The following is a 17,639-nucleotide window of genomic DNA, read 5'->3' as shown; positions in this document are numbered from 1 at the left end:
TCAGCGTCCTGCCAGGATCTCTCCCACGTACGTGGCGACGGCACGTACCGCCGCCATTGTTCCCGGATAGTCCATCCGAGTGGGGCCGACCACGCCCAAACCCCCCAGCACCATCCCATGCGAGCCGTAACCCGTGGACACCACGGAGGTCGTCTGCATCTCCTCGGCCTCGTTCTCCATGCCGATTCGTACCGTGACGGTCTCCGCGTCCCGGGCCGCGGCCAACAGTTTGAGCACCACTACCTGTTCTTCCAGCGCTTCGAGCACCTGGCGTAGCGAGCCGGGAAAGTCGGCCACGTTGCGGGTCAGGTTGGGGGTGCCCCCAAGCACCATACGCTCTTCCGGCTGCTCCACGAGGGTCTCGATGAGCACGCTGCACACCCGGGTCATGGCGTCGCGCAGTTCCGGCGGCGCCTGCTCGGGCAGCTCGGCCACCGAGGCGGAGGCATCGGCCAGTCTCTTCTCGGCCATCGCCGAGTTGAGCACGGTCCGCAGCCTGGAGACCTCGTCGTCACCGATGACGTCGCCGAGGTCGACCATCCGCTGATCGACCCTGCCGGTGTCGGTGATCAGCACCAGCATCAGACGCGCCGGCGTGATGGTGACCACTTCCACGTGTCGTACGGTGGAATGCGCCAACGTCGGGTACTGCACGACCGCGACCTGCTGGGTCAGCTGGGAAAGCAGCCGAACGCTGCGGCGCATCACGTCGTCGAGGTCCAGGGCTCCTTCCAGGAAGGCGTGGATGGCACGGCGCTCGGCACGCGTCAGTGGTTTGACTTCGTGCATCCGGTCGACGAACAGGCGATACCCCTGGTCGGTCGGAACGCGGCCCGCACTGGTGTGCGGCTGAACGATGAGCCCCTCTTCCTCCAGCACCGTCATGTCGTTGCGTACCGTGGCGCTGGAGACACCGAGATTGTGCTGGTCCACGAGCGTCTTCGAACCGACCGGCTCGTTCGTGGAGACGTAGTCGGCCACGATCGCACGAAGCACCTCGAAGCGGCGTTCCTCGGCGTTCACCCCGCGTCACCTCCTCCTCGTGGCACCTCCGCGACCGTTCACCCGAACGACCACCTTCCCATTTTACGTACTCGCCGCACCAAACCCGGCGAACACGGGACGCTCGACCTCGGTGAACCGGCGGGTAACGTCCGGCGGTACGGCAGCGCCGGGGACACCGCAGCCGGTGGAGGAGGAGCCGTTCACCCGTGATTTTCAAGGACGTCCGTGAAGGTCGGCCCTATCCGGAACACCACCTGACCACCAAGGACTGGTCCAGAATCCCACCGCGTCAGGTCCGCCTGGAGACGCTGGTGACCACGACCACCGTGCTCAAGCTCGACCGGCTGCTCAGTTCGGACTCGACCTTCTACGGCGACCTGTTCCCCCACGCGGTGCTGTGGCGCGGCGAGCTCTACCTGGAGGACGGCATTCACCGCGCGCTGCGTGCCGCCCTGCAACAACGCACGGTCCTGCACGCCCGCGTCCTCGAACTCGACGCGCTGCGCTGAGCTCAGGTGTCGTGCGTGCTCGTCCACGAGCGCGACGAGAGAGCTCGTCGCGGGGCGGCACCACGTGGAGCGCTACCGGCGCTCACCCCAGCAGGCGGGTGACGACGCCGTCGGCGAGCAGACGGCCCCGGTCGGTGAGCACGCAGCGGCCCGTTTCCAGCGCTTCCGCACGCAGCAGTCCGTCGGCCACCGCCTGCTTGGCGGCGAGCAACCCGGCGTCGTCGAGAACCTCCACCGGCAGACCGTCGGCCAACCGCAGTTCCAGCATGATCCGTTCGACCCGCTGGTCCGCGGTGTCGAGGACCTCGCGAGCCGCCGCCGGTGACTTCCCCTCGCCCAGCATCGTCGAGTAACGGGCGGGGTGCTTGACGTTCCACCAGCGCACACCACCGACGTGGCTGTGGGCTCCCGGACCGGCGCCCCACCAGTCACCGCCCTGCCAGTACCCGATGTTGTGCCCGCAGCGGGCATCGACGCCGGAGGCCCAGTTCGAGACCTCGTACCACCCCAGGCCCGCGCCGCTCAGCACCTCGTCGATGAGCTCGTAGCGCTCGGCCAGCACGTCCTCGTCCGGCATCGGCAGCTCACCGCGCCGGACCTTGCGAGCCATCGCCGTACCGTCCTCCACGATCAGCGAGTACGCCGAGACGTGGTCCACCCCGGCACGCAGGACGGCGTCCAGCGACGCCCGCAGGTCGTCGGTGCTCTCCCCCGGCGTTCCGTAGATCAGGTCGAGACTGACGTGCTCGAACCCGGCCGCCCGCGCCTCCTGCGCCGCCTCGACCGCGCGCCCGGGGGTGTGCCTGCGCTCCAACACTCGCAGCACGTGCTCGGCGGCCGACTGCATCCCCAGCGAGACCCGCGTGTAGCCCGCTCGCCGCAGCCCCTCGAAGAACTCCGGGGAGGTCGACTCGGGGTTGGACTCGGTGGTGACCTCGACTCCGGCCGTCAGACCGAAAGTGTCGCGGATCGCTCCCAGCACCTCGCCCAACCGGTCGGCCCCGAGCAGCGAGGGCGTCCCGCCGCCGACGAACACGGTCTCGGCCGCGGGAACGGGATTGTCGCCGGCGGCCAGCACCCGGGCACCGAGCTCGAGCTCGGCCCGGAGTCCGTCGAGCCAGCCGTCGAAACCGGCCGACGAGCCGAGTTCGTCGGCGGTGTAGGTGTTGAAGTCACAGTAACCGCAGCGCGTGGCGCAGAACGGCACGTGTACGTAGACACCGAACGGGCGCCGCCCCAGCGTCGTCAGCGCGCTCGCGGGGAGCGAGCCGTCTTCGGGGGCGGGATCGCCGGTGGGTTGCGTGCTCACACCTCCAGTGTCCCAGCCTCGCTCTTCAACGGTGTCCCACCATGCGGATGGTGTTGGACCGCTTCGTAGGCGCATGGCACGCTGAAAGCCATGGACGCGACCACGACGCTGCTGCTGGTCGCCCGCCGCTACGTGGATTTGCGGCGGGTGTCGAGCGCGCTCTGCCGGAGCAGGGGCTAGCCCCGCCGCCGCGTTCCGTACTATCCAGTCGGCGCGGGGGACGCCGACCGTGAGAACCGTCACCCCGACGGACTTTCTATGCGGCGTTACCGCGCCATGTCAACCCGGAGGTTCCGACGATGGTCCCCCCGACGGAAGCCCCGAGCCAACCCCAGCGTCGCACTCCCGCTCGCAAGGGCAAGTCCCGCGGTGAGGGCCAATGGGCACTGGGGCACCGCGAGCCGCTCAACGGCAACGAACGTTCCAAGAAGGACGACAACCCGCTGAACGTGCGGCAACGCATCGAGAACATATACGCCTACAAGGGATTCGATTCGATCGATCCGGCCGACTTGCGTGGCCGGTTCCGCTGGTGGGGTCTCTACACCCAGCGCGCTCCCGGCATCCCCGGCGCGCGGACCGGCACGATCGAGCCGGAGGAGCTCGACGACTCGTACTTCATGCTGCGCGTCCGCGTGGACGGCGGTGCGCTGAGCACCGAGCAGCTGCGGGTCATCGGTGAGATCTCGCGGACCTACGCCCGCGACACCGCCGACATCACCGACCGGCAAAACGTCCAGCTGCACTGGATCCGGGTCGAGGACATGCCGGCCATCTGGCAACAGCTGGAGTCGGTGGGCCTCTACACCACCGAGGCGTGCGGCGACTGCCCGCGCGTGGTGCTGGGTTCGCCGGTGGCCGGCGTCGCCGCCGACGAGATCGTCGACGCCACCCCGGCCATCAAGGAGATCGCCGACCACTACATCGGCGACGAGTCGCTGTCGAACCTGCCGCGCAAGTTCAAGACCGCGATCTCGGGATCCCCGCGTCAGGACGTCGTGCACGAGACCAACGACATCTCGTTCATCGGCGCCGAGCACTCCGAGCACGGCGCGGGTTTCGACCTGTGGGTCGGTGGTGGCCTGTCGACGAACCCGAAGCTCGCGGTCCGGCTGGGCAGCTGGGTGCCCCGCGAGGAGGTGCCCGAGGTCTGGAACGCGGTCGTGCAGATCTTCCGCGACTACGGCTACCGCAAGCTGCGCCACCGGGCCCGGATGAAGTTCCTGGTCGCCGACTGGGGCGCGGAGAAGTTCCGCGAGGTGCTGGAGAACGAGTACCTCGGGCGCAAGCTGATCGACGGTGACGCCCCACCGATCCCGGAGGGCCCGCGTGACCACGTCGGGGTCCACGAGCAGCGGGACGGCAACTACTACGTCGGTGTCACCTCGGTGGCCGGCCGGGTCAGCGGTTCCACGCTGCTGGCCGCCGCCGACGCCGCCGAGCGGGTCGGTTCGCGGCGGGTACGCACCACCGTCGAGCAGAACCTGCTGTTCCTCGACGTGCCCGGCTCCGAGGTCGAGACGCTGATCTCCGACCTCGACGAGCTGCGGCTGCGGGCGCGGCCGTCCTCGTGGCGGCGCAACGTGATGGCCTGCACCGGCATCGAGTTCTGCAAGCTGGCCATCGTGGAGACCAAGAACCGGGCCACCGATCTGATCGAGGACCTGGAGAAGCGGCTGGCCGACGTGCAGAGCGAGGTCGACAACCCCGTCACGGTCAACCTCAACGGTTGCCCCAACGCCTGCGCGCGGACTCAGGTCTCCGACATCGGTCTGAAGGGCCAGCTCGTCACCGATGCCGACGGCAACCAGGTCGAGGGTTTCCAGGTGCACCTGGGTGGCGGCCTCGGCCACGATCCGGGCTTCGGCCGCAAGATCCGCGGCCACAAGGTCACCTCGTCCGAGCTCGGTGACTACGTGGAGCGGCTGGTGCGTCGTTACCTCGACCAGCGCTCCGAGGACGAGCTGTTCCGCCAGTGGGTCGACCGCGTCGGGGACGAGGAGCTCAAGTGAGTGCCGAACCGAGCCCGGAGGGCAGGGCGGTTCCGTTCTACTGCCCCTACTGCGGTGACGAGGACCTGATGCCCGAAGCCGAGCCGACGGGAGCGTGGAAGTGTGAGTCCTGCCGGCGAGTCTTCACCGTGAAACTCGTGGGACTGGCCCTGGAGTAGCGGGGCCGAGACCGATCATCTCCACGCGAGGGAGCCAGGATCCATGACTGCCGAAACCACCACGAATCCCGGAATGCGACGCGGCGACGAGGAGTTGCGCGCGATCGTGGACGACGCAGCGCCGCGACTGGCCGAGGCATCGGCTTCCGAAGCGCTGCGCTGGGCGGCCGAGACCTTCGGGGACGGCCTGATCGTCGCCTCCAACATGCAGGACGCTTCGCTCGTCGACATGGCGGCCAGGGCCAGGCCCGGTGTCGACGTGCTGTTCCTGGAGACCGGCTACCACTTCGCCGAGACTCTCGGCACACGCGATGCCGTGAGCCAGACCTATGACGTCACCATCGTCAACGCGATGCCCGAACAGACAGTGCCGGAGCAGGATGCCAGCGAGGGGGAGCGGCTCTACGACCGCGACCCGAACCGCTGCTGCTTCCTGCGCAAGGTCCTGCCACTGCGCAACACGTTGTCCCGGTACGAGGCGTGGGTCACTGGCGTACGTCGCGTTGAGGCGCCGACCAGGGCAAACACTCCCATCGTCAGTTGGGACGAGCGAAACGACCTGGTAAAGGTGAACCCGTTGGCCGCATGGACCGACGAGGACATGGACGCCTACATCGCCGAACACAATGTGCTGACGAACCCGCTGGTATCGGCGGGTTACCCCTCGATCGGGTGCGCACCCTGTACGGCGAAACCGGCGCCGGGTGCCGATCCGCGCAGCGGTCGCTGGGCGGGCACGTCGAAGACCGAGTGCGGCCTGCACGGCTGAGCGGAGGAATCATGACCGTACGAACGAGCGAGGTGGACGACCTCGCGCTGGAGGAGACCCCGGCACCCGAGGCGCCGCCCCAGGTGGACAACCTGGACGCGCTGGAGTCCGAGGCGATCCACATCTTCCGGGAGGTGGCCGGGGAGTTCGACCGCCCGGTGATCCTGTTCTCCGGGGGCAAGGACTCCACGGTGCTGGTGCACCTGGCGCTGAAGGCCTTCCGGCCCGCGCCGGTGCCGTTCCCGTTGTTACACGTCGACACCGGGCACAATTTCGAGGAGGTGCTGGGCTTCCGCGACGATCTGGTCGCGCGTCACGACCTGCGGTTGGTCGTGGCACGAGTGCAGGACTGGATCGACGACGGCCGGTTGTCCGAGCGGCCGGACGGCACGCGCAACCCGCTGCAGACCCAGCCGCTGCTGGAGGCCATCGAGCAGAACCGGTTCGACGCGGTGTTCGGCGGGGGCCGTCGGGACGAGGAGCGCGCCCGGGCCAAGGAACGCGTGTTCAGCCTGCGGGACTCCTTCGGCCAGTGGGACCCGCGGCGGCAGCGCCCCGAGCTGTGGAACCTGTACAACGGTAAGCACCGGGCGGGCGAGCACATGCGCGTGTTCCCGCTGTCGAACTGGACCGAGCTGGACGTGTGGCGCTACATCCAGCGGGAGAAGATCGAGCTCTCGCAGATGTACTACGCGCACCGCCGCGAGGTCTTCGCCCGCGACGGCATGTGGCTGACGTCCGGGCCGTGGGGCGGTCCCGGCGAGGGCGAGACCGTCACCGAGAAGACCGTGCGCTACCGCACGATCGGCGACGGCTCGTGCACCGGAGCGGTCGAGTCGGAGGCCTACACGGTGGACGACGTGATCGCCGAGGTCGCCGCCAGCCGCCTGACCGAGCGTGGCGCGACCAGGGCCGACGACCGGGTGTCGGAGGCCGCGATGGAGGACCGCAAGCGGGAGGGCTACTTCTAGATGACAGACGACACCAACACCCTGACCCGCACCGCACCGGACAGCGGGACGGAGGTCTCACTGCCGGTGCACACCGATCTGTTGCGGCTGGCCACGGCCGGTTCGGTCGACGACGGCAAGTCCACGCTGGTCGGGCGCCTGCTGCACGACACCAAGTCGGTGCTGGCCGACCAGCTCGACGCGGTGCACCGCGCCAGCGCGGACCGCGGGTTGGACTCCCCGGACCTGTCGCTGCTGGTGGACGGACTGCGTGCGGAACGCGAGCAGGGCATCACCATCGACGTGGCCTACCGGTACTTCGCCACGCCCAAGCGCAGCTTCGTGCTGGCCGACACACCGGGGCACGTGCAGTACACCCGCAACACGGTCACGGGCGCTTCGACCGCTCAGCTGGCGGTGTTGCTGGTCGACGCGCGCAAGGGTGTGCTGGAGCAGACCCGCAGGCACGCGGCGGTGCTGGCGCTGCTGGGAGTACCGCGGCTGGTGCTGGCCGTCAACAAGATCGACATGGTGGACTTCGACGAGTCGACCTACACCGGCATCACCGAGGAGTTCACCCGGCACGCGCTGGCGCTGGGTTACGGATCCCGGGACGTGGTGACCGTGCCGGTCTCGGCGCTGCACGGCGACAACGTGGTCGAACGCTCCGAGCGCACCCCCTGGTACTCCGGCCCGTCGCTACTGGAGCACCTGGAGACCGTGCCGGTGGCTCCGGACCCGCACGACGCGCCGTTCCGGATGCCGGTGCAGTTCGTCATCCGCCCGCGCACCGCGGAGCACCCGGACTACCGGGGATACGCGGGACAGGTCGCGGCCGGAGTGATCGCCGAGGGCGACGAGGTCGTCGTGCTGCCCGCGGGCGCACGCAGCCGCGTGTCCCAGGTGGACACACCGGACGGTCCGACGACGCGAGCGGCCGCTGGGCGGTCGGTCACGGTGCTGTTGGAGGACGATCTCGACATCGCCCGCGGCGATCTCATCGCCTCCGCCGACTCGGCACCACGGGTCACCGACGAGCTCGACGCGACGGTGTGCTGGCTGGCCGAGAAACCGCTGCGGCCGGGAGCGCGTGTGCTGGTCAAGCAGGGCGCCAGCAGTGTGCAGGCCAAGGTCGTGGAGTTGTCCGCCCGGTTCGACGAGCAGCAGCTGTCCAAGATCGACACTCCCGAGGCCCTGGAACTCAACGAGATCGGCCGAGTCCAGCTACGCACCTCGGAGGCACTGCCGATCGACGACTACGCCGACAGCCGCCGCACCGGGTCGTTCCTGGTCATCGACCCCTCTGACGGCACCACCCTGGCGGCGGGACTCGTCGGCCTGCCGCTGAGCACCCTGGCCGACTCCGTGGCGTAGCGGAGTCCACGGTCGAGGAGAGGTTCATGAGCGACGCACCACTAGTGGCGGTCGCCCACGGCAGTCGCGATCCTCGGTCAGCCGCGGCGATCCACGCCCTGCTGAACGCGGTCCGCGCCGAGCGACCGGACCTGGACGTGCGCACCGCGTTCCTGGATCTGTCGGATCCCCGGGTGGAAGACGTGCTCGACGCGGTCCACGATCACGGCCACTCCGAGGCCGTGATCGTCCCGCTGCTGTTGGGGCACGCCTTCCACGCTCGCGTGGACGTGCCCCGCGTCGCCTCCGAAGCCGAGCGGCGCCATCCCGGGTTCCGGGTGCGCACCGCCGGGGTGCTGGGCCCCGACCAGCGGTTGGCCGGGGCCGCCCGGGATCGGCTGCTCCAGGCGGGTGTCGATTCCGACGATCCGGAGCTGGGCGTGATCCTGGCGGGGGCGGGCTCCTCGTACGCCCCCGCCAATCGCCTCGTCTCCGAGGTGGCGGCCCGCTGGGAGCGGGAGAATTCCTGGGCCGGGGCCGTCGCGGCGTTCGCCGCCGCGGCCGAACCCGACGTCCCGGCAGCCGTGCGAACGCTGCGGGAACGAGGCGCACGCCGCTTCGCCATCGGCTCGTGGTTCCTGGCCCCCGGCCTGCTCCCGGACCGCGTCATCGGCCACGCCCACGACCAAGTCCGCGATCCCACGATCGCCGAACCGATGGCCGACCACCCCCGGCTCGTCGAGCTCGTCCTCCAGCGCTACACCGACGTCGACCGGACCGAGGACCTCCTGCCGGGCAGTCCGCGATAACGAACGCCCGGACCCGTTCCCGGCAAAAGCCCGGTTTCCCACTCCGCCACCCGCCCGGGCGCCGCGACGACCACGGGTTTGACGACCACGGCGCCCGGGGCATTCCTCTCGCGATGAGTCCTGTTCAGCGGCCGACAGCCGTACCCGACAGCTCCTCTCCCCCCTCGGCACGGCTTCCGGGGACCATCGCGTAGGAAAGACGGCCCATGCCCAAGAATGTCTTCGTCCTCGGTTTGGACGAGCAGAACCGCAAGCCCCTCGAGAACCTCCAGGACAGCTCCGAGTACCGCTTCCACCCCCTGCTCAGTGTCGAGGAACTCGTCGAGGGCGAGATCGACCTGCGCGGGCTGCTCGACCAGGCGAACGCCCAGCTGGAGGCTTTCGAGGGCTCTGTGGATGCCATCGTCGGATACTGGGACTTCCCGGTGAGTTCGATGGTGCCCATCCTGTGCCACCACTGGGGCTTGCCCAGCGCGAGCCTGGAGGCGGTGCTCAAGTGCGAGCACAAGTACTGGAGCCGTCTGGAGCAGGCGAAGGCGATCGACGAACATCCGCGGTTCGGCCTGGTCGAGCTCGACGACGAGACTCCCCCGGAGTCGGTCGGCTACCCGATGTGGGTCAAGCCGGTGAAGGCGTACTCCTCCGAGCTGGCGTTCCGGGTCGACGACGACGAGGGGTTCAGGTCGGCCCTGGCCGAGATCCGCGCCGGTATCGGACGGGTGGGCAACCCCTTCGAGTTCGCGCTGTCCTACGCCGACCTGCCCCCGGAGATCGCCGAAGTGGGCGGTCACCACTGTCTGGCCGAAGAGGCCGTGTCGGGACGTCAGGTCACCGTCGAGGGCTACAACGACGGTGACGAGATCCACGTCTACGGCGTGATCGACTCCTACAACTACGAGGGCACACCCTGCTTTCAGCGTTACCAGTACCCCTCACGGCTCCCGCGTGAGGTCACCGACCGACTCACCGACGCGTCCAAACGCGTGATCACCCGGATCGGCCTGCGCTCGGTGTTCAACATCGAGTACTTCTGGAACCAGGAGACCGGAGCCATCCACCTGCTGGAGATCAACCCACGCCAGTCGCAGTCCCACGCGATGCTCTTCGAACAGGTTGACGGCGTGTCCAACCACCAGTGCATGGTCCACCTGGCGACGCGGCGCCCACCCGAGATGCCCCATCGGCAGGGGCCTTACGCGGTGGCCGCGAAGTGGTTCTGCCGCCGCTTCTCCGACGCCGTCGTCCGCCGCGCTCCCACCCTCGACGAGGTGGAAGCCGTACAGCGCGACATCCCCGGTGTTCTCGTGAATCCGACGGCGCGCGAGGGCGACCGCCTCTCCGACCTGAGAGGTCAGGACAGCTACAGCTACAACTACGCGATCGTGAACGTGGGCGCCGACACCGAGGACGAGTTGAAGGACAAGTACGAGCGGTGCGTCCGGGCGCTGCCCTACGAATTCGACTGACCAACCGAACCGCGCCTCCAGGAGGTGTGCGATGCGAACCGTGACGTCCCTGCCGCACGAGGTCGACGAGGACGAGCACGTGTGGATTCCCCTTTCGGACGGGACCCGACTGGCAGGCCGGATCTGGCGTCCGGTCTCCTCGGACGAGAGACCGGTTCCGGCCGTGCTGGAGTTCATCCCCTATCGCAAGCGCGATCTCACGGCGCTCCGCGACTCGATCCACCATCCGTACCTGGCCGGGCACGGATACGCCTCCGTTCGCGTGGACCTGCGTGGCAGTGGCGATTCCGAGGGCGTGCTCACCGACGAGTACCTCGAACAGGAGTTCCGCGACGCCGAGGAGGTGCTGGACTGGCTGGCACGGCAGCCGTGGTGCAGCGGGCGGACCGGCATGATGGGGATCTCCTGGGGTGGCTTCAACGCCCTCCAGCTCGCCGCGCGCCGCCCGGACAGCCTGCACGCGATCGTCACCGTCTCGTCCAGCGACGACCGCTACGCCGACGACGTGCACTACAAGGGCGGCTGCCTGCTCAGCGACAACCTGTCCTGGGCATCGGTGATGTTCGCCTACACGTCCTGCCCTCCGGATCCGGAGCTGGTCGGCGAGCGCTGGCGCGAGATGTGGCACGAGCGACTGGAGGGCAGCGGGCTCTGGCTGGAGGAGTGGCTGCGTCACCAGCGACGTGACGACTACTGGCGGCACGGTTCGATCTGCGAGGACTTCTCCGACGTGAACTGCCCCGTGCTGGCGGTCAGCGGCTGGGCCGACGGGTACTCGAACTCCGTGTTCCGCCTGATGGAGAACCTCGACGTCCCCCGCAAGGGGCTGATCGGCCCGTGGTCGCACAAGTACCCGCACCTGGGAAAGCCGGGCCCGGCGGTCGGCTTCTTGCAAGAAGTCGTGCGCTGGTGGGACCACTGGCTCAAGGACGTCGACAACAACGCGATGGACGGCCCCATGCTCCACGTCTGGATGGAGGACAGCATGCCGCCGTCGACCGCCTACGAGCAGCGTCCGGGGCGTTGGGTGGGTGAACCGTCCTGGCCCTCGCCGCACGTGCACCCGGTTGAATACACCCTGGGGCCACGCATCCTCGCCGAACCCGACGAGGAGGTCGCCGAGCGGTCGGCGACGATCGAGTCACCGCTGTCGGTCGGCCAGTTCGCCGGCAAGTGGTGCTCCTACAACGCACCGCCGGACCTGCCCTACGACCAGCGCGAGGACGACGGCGGCTCGTTGGTCTTCGACAGCGCGAAGTTGTCCGAGCACGTCGAGTTTCTCGGCGCTCCGGTGCTGAACCTGTCGTTCGAAGTGGACCGGCCGGTGGCGATGGTCGCGGCGCGGTTGTCCGATGTGGCTCCGGACGGCAGGGCCACGCGTGTCACCTACGGTCTGTTGAACCTGACGCACAGCCACAGCAACGCGGAACCGGAGAAGCTGGTTCCGGGAGAGACCTACCAGGCGCAGGTGTACCTGAACGGGTGCGCGCAACGGTTTCCCCCCCACCACCGGATACGGCTGTCGATCTCGACGTCCTACTGGCCGCTCGCCTGGCCACCGCCGGAACCGGTGCAGCTGACCGTGCACACGAAACGCAGCAGCATCGAGCTGCCGATTCGCCCGACCACGGAGCCCGACAACATCTCGGAGTACCCGTTCGACGAACCGGAGGGGTGCCCGCCCATCACCGAGACCCAACTGCGTTCCGGGGACGGTCGCTGGACGGTCTCCCGCGACCTCGTCGACTACAAGTCGGCGCTGGAGGTCGTCAAGGACCTCGGCACGGTACATCTGGACGACATCGACCTGGAGCTCACCCGCAACGCCTACGAGCGCTACAGCTGGGTCGGCGACGACTTCAACTCCGTGCGTGGCGAGAACACCTGGACGATGCGGTTCGCCAGGGGGGACTGGCAGGCCGAGACGGTGACTCACACGGTGTTGACCTCGACTCCCACCGAGTTCCGGGTGCACGCCACCCTCGACGCCTACGAGGGTACGGAGCGGGTGTTCTCGCGGAACTGGCAGCGCACGTTTCCACGCGATCACGTCTGAATCCGTTGTGGACGCTGCTCCACACGGCGGAATCCCTGGGCCGTTGCGGTGAAATTTCATCGAGCTACCGCACCGACGTCCGGCATTCCGTCATGATTCGCCCGTGCCGCCCACAGCGGGCGCACCCCGGCAGCGGCTCGGAAGTCCCCCCGACACTCCGGCCGCTGCCCTCCGGGGGCCGGTGCGCCACCCCGTGATGTCGAGCGGATAATCACGCAGAGTTCTCACCGCACTCTCAGCTTCACCCCTTGCGGTCATGAGAGAGTACGGAGACAGCACCACGCGGAACCAATCACAGCACCGGCACGTCGAAGAGGCAGGCGGCCCTCATCGGAGGAGTTCCCGGGCGTGAAACCTTCGTCGAGGTGCCGCAGGGACCGAGGCTGGAGCGAGGAATCGGGGGAAACAGCGGGAGATGAACACCCAGCAACCGAGCCGACCGGTCATCACACCGGCGATGCGGGAGCAGGCCACCAAGCAACCGAACACCTGGCTGTACGTGGTGGACCCGATCTTCACCGACTCCCAGACGGAGGTGCCGCCCTGGGGATTCATCGGTGGCTACCGCGTCGACGAGCGCGGGGAGATCACAGAGGACTTCTCGCCCAACCCGAACTACCGGCCGTCCCCGGTGGCGCTGCGCCTGCCCGCTCCGACCAACGACGTGGAACGCGCCCTGCAACTGAGCACCACCGGCTATGCCCAGGGCCAGACCCTGCTGAACGCGCTGCTGGACGCCGAGCTGATCCTGTTCGCCCAACCCCAGGGAAACGGGCTGTTCACGCTCGAACACGAGTCCGGACGACGCCAGCTACAGGTGTTCACCTCCGATGGTTACCTACCCGCCAACTGGACCACCTGGCAACGCATGACCGGCAGGCAGTTGGCCACCCGGCAACCGGCCGGGATGGACCTCCAGGTGAACCCGACCAGCTCGGTCAAGGCCAGGGTCCCCGGGGAGGAACTGATCAAGGTGGCCGGCGCCACTCCGGTCCGGGCGATTCCGCCCCAGAACACCGCACCGGCGGGCCCCTCCCAGCAGGGCGCCCCCACTCCCGCCGCAGCGCCGAACAGCTCCCCGCCGGAAGCCACCCAACCCGTCGCCGCGGGCAGGACCGAAACACCGCCGAAGCCCGTCGAGCAGGAACCTCGCAAACCCACCGACACCTCCCCCTCGGAGCAGGCGGCCACGGAAGCGACGCAGTCCGACTTCGGGCGCCGCTTTCTGGGATCCCTGCTGGCCGGGGCGATCGGGGACGCTCTCGGCGCGGCGGTGGAGTTCTACCCGATCAACCAGATCCGCAGTCGCTACGGCGAGCGCGGTGTGACCGACTACGACCGCGACGGGGACCGGCCGGGTGAGTTCACCGACGACACCCAGATGTGTCTGTTCACCCTGGAGGGACTGGTCCGCGGGCACGTGGCCGTCCGGCACGGCCTGGCCACGACGCCGTTGCCCGCCGTCCAGTTCTCCTACCAGCGCTGGTTGCACACCCAGGGATACACCTGGCAGCGAGCGGCGGGCCCGTTCGCCGCGGACCACCCCGAACCCGACGGATGGCTGGTCGGTCAACACGAGCTGTTCTCCGTGCGCTCCCCGGGCAGCGGGGGCATCACCGCGCTGCGGGACTTCGCCTCCGGTGCCGCACCCGGCACCTTCGTGAATTCGATCAACGACTCCGACAGCTGCGGGGGCGTGGTGCGGGCGGTCGGAGCCGCCCTGTGGTCCGAGGACCCGAAGCAGGTCTTCGAGCTGGCCAGTGCCACCGCGGCCCTGACCTACTCGAAACCGGACGGCTACCTGCCCGCTGGAGTGCTGGCGGTGCTGGTGCACCGGCTGCTGCGGGGTAGTCCGCTGCGGAACTCGGTCGATGAGGCGCGGTCCCTGCTGGTCGGCTATGCCGGGCACGAAGGGACCGATCGGGCGCTGGGCGAGGCCGTGGAACTCGCCTCCCGGGGAGAACCCACTCCGGAACAGCTCAAGGACGCGCTGGGAGGGGGCTGGGCCGGTCACGAAGCGCTGGCCATCGCTGTGTGCGCGGCGCTGAGCACGAAGAACATGTCCGCTGCCGTGATGCTGGCGGTGAACCACTCGGGGGACAGCGACTCCACCGGCGCGCTCTGCGGCAACATCGTCGGAGCGCTGTACGGTTCCTCGGCCCTGCCCGGCGTGTGGCTGCGTGATCTGCGGCAACGGGAAACCATCGAGACGCTGGCCGCCGAAGCGCTGCTCGAATTCGGCGCGCAGCCACCGAACCACGGACAATGGTCCCTGCGCTATCCCCCCACGCCCGAACACGCCTCGCTTTCCTTCGTCTCCACCCTGCCCACCGTCGAGGCCGCCGAGCGCGGGGAACCCGAAGCTCCGGAAACCTCCGAGGAAACGGAAAACCCCGGGGAAGCGGAGCCGACGAACGCCGCCGAGATCGCCGGACCGGACCCCGGTGGGCAACGCGCGGCCGAACGGCGAAACCACGCGGACTGGTCCCAGGCGGTGCTGGGGTGCCTGCTCGGCGGGTCCGTCGGCGACGCGCTCGGCTACGCCGTCGAGTTCGACTCGTTGGAAGTGATCCGCGAGAAGTACGGACGAGCGGGTCTGACCGACTTCGTCGACGCCCACCGCCCAGGCGGGTCGATCAGCGACGACACCCAGATGACGCTGTTCACCCTGGAAGGGCTCATCCGGGCCAGCATCCGGCGCCGCCTGTTCGGCGAGACGGAACCGGGAACGCAGGTGCAGTACGCCTACCAGCGCTGGTTGCACACCCAGGGTTTCGAGTGGCGGGACGCCGGGGGGCCGATCGCCGACACCCGACCGGACGGGTGGCTGATCCAGCAGAAGGGTCTTTTCGTTCGACGCGCCCCCGGATCGACCTGCGTACAGGCTCTCCACGGTTACGCCAGCGGCAGGAAACCCGGTTCGTTCACCCACCGCCTCAACGAGTCCAAGGGGTGCGGTGGTGTCATGCGAGCAGCCCCGGTGGGACTGTGGTCCGAGGACCCTGCGGAGGTCTTCCGCGTGGGAGCGGTGACCGGGGTCCTCACCCACGGTCATCCCAGCGGTTTCCTGCCCGCCGGTGCACTGGCCGTCATCATCGGAGAGCTGCTCGTCGGGCACTCGCTCACCGACGCCGTGGAGAGTGCGCTGCGGGAGCTGTCGGTCTGGGACGACAACGAGGAGACCACGGCCGGAATTCGGCGCGCGCGGAACCTGGCCGCCGAGGGCGAGCCGAGTGCGGAGAAGATCCAGCAGGAGCTCGGCGGCGGCTGGGTCGGTGAGGAAGCGCTGGCCATCGCCGTGTACGCGGCGACGGTCCGACCGGACTCGTTCTCCGAAGCGGTCACACTGGCGGCCAACCACTCCGGGGACAGCGACTCCACCGCCGCCCTCTGCGGCAACATCATGGGGGCGCTGCTGAGCGTGGAGGCGATCCCCGAGCAGTGGCGGAGCAAGCTGGAGCTGCGGGAGGTCATCGAGCAACTGGCGACCGACGCGTGCCGTGAGTTCGGCCCCCAGCCGCCCGAGGAACCCGAATGGCTGGAACGTTATCCCGTCGGTGCCGTGGTCGAGCTCTCCACCGGAAACGACATCGCCCCGCGGGACTCCGCGGAGCTCGTGGCACCGGAGGAACCCGTCCCGACGACACCGGAAACATCCGCACGGGAGCCCGTCACGTCCACGACCCCCGAACCGAGTACGGAGGCCGTGGACGACGAGAACGACTCCGCCTCGGCCACCGAGGTGGAGCAGGCGGACTCCGAGCCCGCGGAGCACCCGGGGGCCTCGCCCACCACCGCGGACGAGCAGGATCGCCACCGCTCGGCGCCACGGGATTCGCTGCGCTCCCCTGCCCCGGTGAACTCGGAACCGAATCTGACCGAGCTGGCCGATCCGGTTCCGGCGGCGGTCGCCTCGGTCCAGGAAGCCATCGAGACCGAGCGAACCGAGGACGCGGAATCGGACGACGCCGCCGACCCGCTCTCCGAGGAGGAGCTGCGGCTGCTGGCGGCCTGGCGCAAATTCCGCGACGGTGACGAGGGCACCCCGGTCGAGCTGTCGCAGGGGTTGTACACGCTGTTGGTGGAGGCCTTCGGCGAACGACGCGCCGCCCAGATCGTAGGCGACAACACCGAGACGCGGGAGCGAAACCTGCTTCCGGCACAGACCCCCGTCGAACTCGATCTCGACGAACGGTTGGCCGGCTGCGTCCTCGGGGGAGCAGTGGGGGACGCGCTCGGTGCGCCCTGGATGTTCACCGATCTCGCCGACATCCGAAAGAACCACCCCGAAGGACTTCGCGAACTCGGCACGGCCTTCGGACGCCGCGGGGCCGCCACGGCCGTCACCCAACAGACCGCCTTCCTCCTCGAAGGCTTCATCCGGGCCAACATCCGCGGAATCATGCGCGGCATCTCCGCACACCTGCCGGGAATGGTGCGCTACACGCTGGAGAGCTGGCTGAACGCCCAGGGGACGACTTTCGAACCCACCCTGTTCACCAGCGCGCTCGACCGCTTTTCGATCCTGCGGGCCCAGCGCTTCCCGGACGAGGCCACCCTGACGGCCCTCGCGCGGTGGCGCGGTCACAATGCCGTTCCCACACCCGCCGCTCCGCCGAACGCCTCGACCAACGCCACCGCCACGGCACGTGGTGCGGTCGTGGGCTTCCACACCCGCGAATGCGCGCAAGCCGTCGCCCTGGGCGCGGAAGTCGCCGTGGTCACCCACGGCGGGCCGGACGGCTACCTGCCCGCCGGGGCTCTCGCCGGCCTGGTCAGCACCCTGTCGCAGGGGCGGACGCTGGTCGACGGTGTGAACGAGGTCCTCGCCGAGCTGGACAAGTTCGAAGGGTGCGAGGCGACCGCGCTGGGGCTGCGTTCGGCGGTGAAGCTCGCCGAGCAGGGACCCGTCCCGTCGGAGTCGTTGGAGGAGCTGGGATCCGGCTGGCAGGCGCCGGAGGCCCTGGCCATCGCGCTCGCCGCGGCCCTGTCGCACCCGGACTCCTACGTCGATGCCGTGTCGCTGGCCGCGTCCCACTCCGGCAACAGCCCGGCCACCGCGGCGATCTGCGGCAGTCTGCTCGGTGCCGTCCGCGGATCCGGGGACATCCCGTCGGAGTGGTCGCGGGCCCTGGAGCTGCGCGAGGTCCTGGACGAGCTGCTGGCCGACCAACAGCGGATCGGCGCGGAGATCCACAGCGAGCAGCCCGTGCCGGGCTGGGCCAAGCCCTACGTCACGTAGG

General features: G+C 69.0%; 13 protein-coding genes. 11 read left to right on the top strand and 2 right to left on the bottom strand.

Annotated elements, in window-relative coordinates:
• Positions 1-1,023 carry a heat-inducible transcriptional repressor HrcA gene (gene hrcA, locus FHX42_RS13575; protein WP_182544629.1) on the bottom strand — a complete coding sequence of 341 codons (1,023 nt, stop codon included), beginning with the start codon at positions 1,021-1,023 and terminating at the stop codon, positions 1-3.
• A 188-nt stretch (positions 1,024-1,211) separates the two neighbouring features.
• Here hrcA and FHX42_RS13570 point away from each other — a divergent pair, with 188 nt between their 5' ends.
• Positions 1,212-1,514 carry a type II toxin-antitoxin system VapB family antitoxin gene (locus FHX42_RS13570; protein WP_182544628.1) on the top strand — a complete coding sequence of 101 codons (303 nt, stop codon included), beginning with the start codon at positions 1,212-1,214 and terminating at the stop codon, positions 1,512-1,514.
• Between the two features lie 82 nt (positions 1,515-1,596).
• On the opposite strand, the gene hemW is transcribed toward FHX42_RS13570, so the two are convergent.
• Entirely contained in the window at positions 1,597-2,823 is a 1,227-nt protein-coding gene (gene hemW, locus FHX42_RS13565) for a radical SAM family heme chaperone HemW (protein WP_328796104.1), read from the bottom strand.
• A 90-nt stretch (positions 2,824-2,913) separates the two neighbouring features.
• On the opposite strand from hemW, the gene FHX42_RS27405 reads away from it, so the two are divergent.
• The 10 genes from FHX42_RS27405 to FHX42_RS13520 all read left to right on the top strand — a co-directional run bounded on the left by FHX42_RS27405 (position 2,914) and on the right by FHX42_RS13520 (position 17,638).
• Positions 2,914-3,003: a putative leader peptide gene (locus FHX42_RS27405; RefSeq protein WP_328796103.1), complete on the top strand. Its 90-nt coding sequence runs from the start codon at positions 2,914-2,916 to the stop codon at positions 3,001-3,003.
• A gap of 119 nt (positions 3,004-3,122) precedes the next feature.
• Positions 3,123-4,835 (top strand): nitrite/sulfite reductase, encoded by a 1,713-nt coding sequence (locus FHX42_RS13560; RefSeq protein ID WP_182544626.1) that lies wholly within the window; start codon positions 3,123-3,125, stop codon positions 4,833-4,835.
• On the top strand, positions 4,832-4,993 hold the full coding sequence (locus FHX42_RS13555) for a hypothetical protein (RefSeq protein WP_182544625.1): 162 nt from the start codon (positions 4,832-4,834) through the stop codon (positions 4,991-4,993). Before FHX42_RS13560 ends, FHX42_RS13555 begins: the two co-directional genes overlap by 4 nt.
• 43 nt (positions 4,994-5,036) lie before the next feature.
• The gene (locus FHX42_RS13550) at positions 5,037-5,762 is read left to right on the top strand and encodes a phosphoadenylyl-sulfate reductase (RefSeq protein WP_182544624.1); all 726 of its coding nucleotides are present in this window, start codon (positions 5,037-5,039) and stop codon (positions 5,760-5,762) included.
• An 11-nt stretch (positions 5,763-5,773) separates the two neighbouring features.
• Positions 5,774-6,733: a sulfate adenylyltransferase subunit CysD gene (cysD, locus tag FHX42_RS13545; protein WP_220480257.1), complete on the top strand. Its 960-nt coding sequence runs from the start codon at positions 5,774-5,776 to the stop codon at positions 6,731-6,733.
• Positions 6,734-8,086: a sulfate adenylyltransferase subunit 1 gene (locus FHX42_RS13540; protein WP_182544623.1), complete on the top strand. Its 1,353-nt coding sequence runs from the start codon at positions 6,734-6,736 to the stop codon at positions 8,084-8,086.
• Positions 8,087-8,112: 26 nt separating this feature from the next.
• Positions 8,113-8,874 carry a sirohydrochlorin chelatase gene (locus tag FHX42_RS13535; RefSeq protein WP_182544622.1) on the top strand — a complete coding sequence of 254 codons (762 nt, stop codon included), beginning with the start codon at positions 8,113-8,115 and terminating at the stop codon, positions 8,872-8,874.
• A 206-nt stretch (positions 8,875-9,080) separates the two neighbouring features.
• Positions 9,081-10,340, top strand: coding sequence for an ATP-grasp domain-containing protein (locus FHX42_RS13530; protein ID WP_182544621.1), 1,260 nt, complete (start codon positions 9,081-9,083; stop codon positions 10,338-10,340).
• Positions 10,341-10,371: 31 nt separating this feature from the next.
• On the top strand, positions 10,372-12,396 hold the full coding sequence (locus FHX42_RS13525; protein WP_182544620.1) for a CocE/NonD family hydrolase: 2,025 nt from the start codon (positions 10,372-10,374) through the stop codon (positions 12,394-12,396).
• A 415-nt stretch (positions 12,397-12,811) separates the two neighbouring features.
• Positions 12,812-17,638: a type VII secretion system-associated protein gene (locus FHX42_RS13520; protein ID WP_182544619.1), complete on the top strand. Its 4,827-nt coding sequence runs from the start codon at positions 12,812-12,814 to the stop codon at positions 17,636-17,638.
• Position 17,639 lies beyond the last annotated feature (1 nt).

This window comes from Halosaccharopolyspora lacisalsi (assembly GCF_014137975.1).
GTDB classification, from domain to species: domain Bacteria; phylum Actinomycetota; class Actinomycetes; order Mycobacteriales; family Pseudonocardiaceae; genus Halosaccharopolyspora; species Halosaccharopolyspora lacisalsi.
Note: the sequence above shows the minus strand (reverse complement) of the source record. Positions and strands in the feature narration are given on the sequence as shown.

Coding starts and splice junctions, on each gene's coding strand:
- FHX42_RS13530 (WP_182544621.1), top strand. CDS start 9,081: ATGCCCAAGAATGTCTTCGTCCTCGGTTTGGACGAGCAGAACCGCAAG.
- FHX42_RS13550 (WP_182544624.1), top strand. CDS start 5,037: ATGACTGCCGAAACCACCACGAATCCCGGAATGCGACGCGGCGACGAG.
- FHX42_RS13535 (WP_182544622.1), top strand. CDS start 8,113: ATGAGCGACGCACCACTAGTGGCGGTCGCCCACGGCAGTCGCGATCCT.
- FHX42_RS27405 (WP_328796103.1), top strand. CDS start 2,914: ATGGACGCGACCACGACGCTGCTGCTGGTCGCCCGCCGCTACGTGGAT.
- FHX42_RS13525 (WP_182544620.1), top strand. CDS start 10,372: ATGCGAACCGTGACGTCCCTGCCGCACGAGGTCGACGAGGACGAGCAC.
- FHX42_RS13560 (WP_182544626.1), top strand. CDS start 3,123: ATGGTCCCCCCGACGGAAGCCCCGAGCCAACCCCAGCGTCGCACTCCC.
- FHX42_RS13540 (WP_182544623.1), top strand. CDS start 6,734: ATGACAGACGACACCAACACCCTGACCCGCACCGCACCGGACAGCGGG.
- FHX42_RS13520 (WP_182544619.1), top strand. CDS start 12,812: ATGAACACCCAGCAACCGAGCCGACCGGTCATCACACCGGCGATGCGG.
- cysD (WP_220480257.1), top strand. CDS start 5,774: ATGACCGTACGAACGAGCGAGGTGGACGACCTCGCGCTGGAGGAGACC.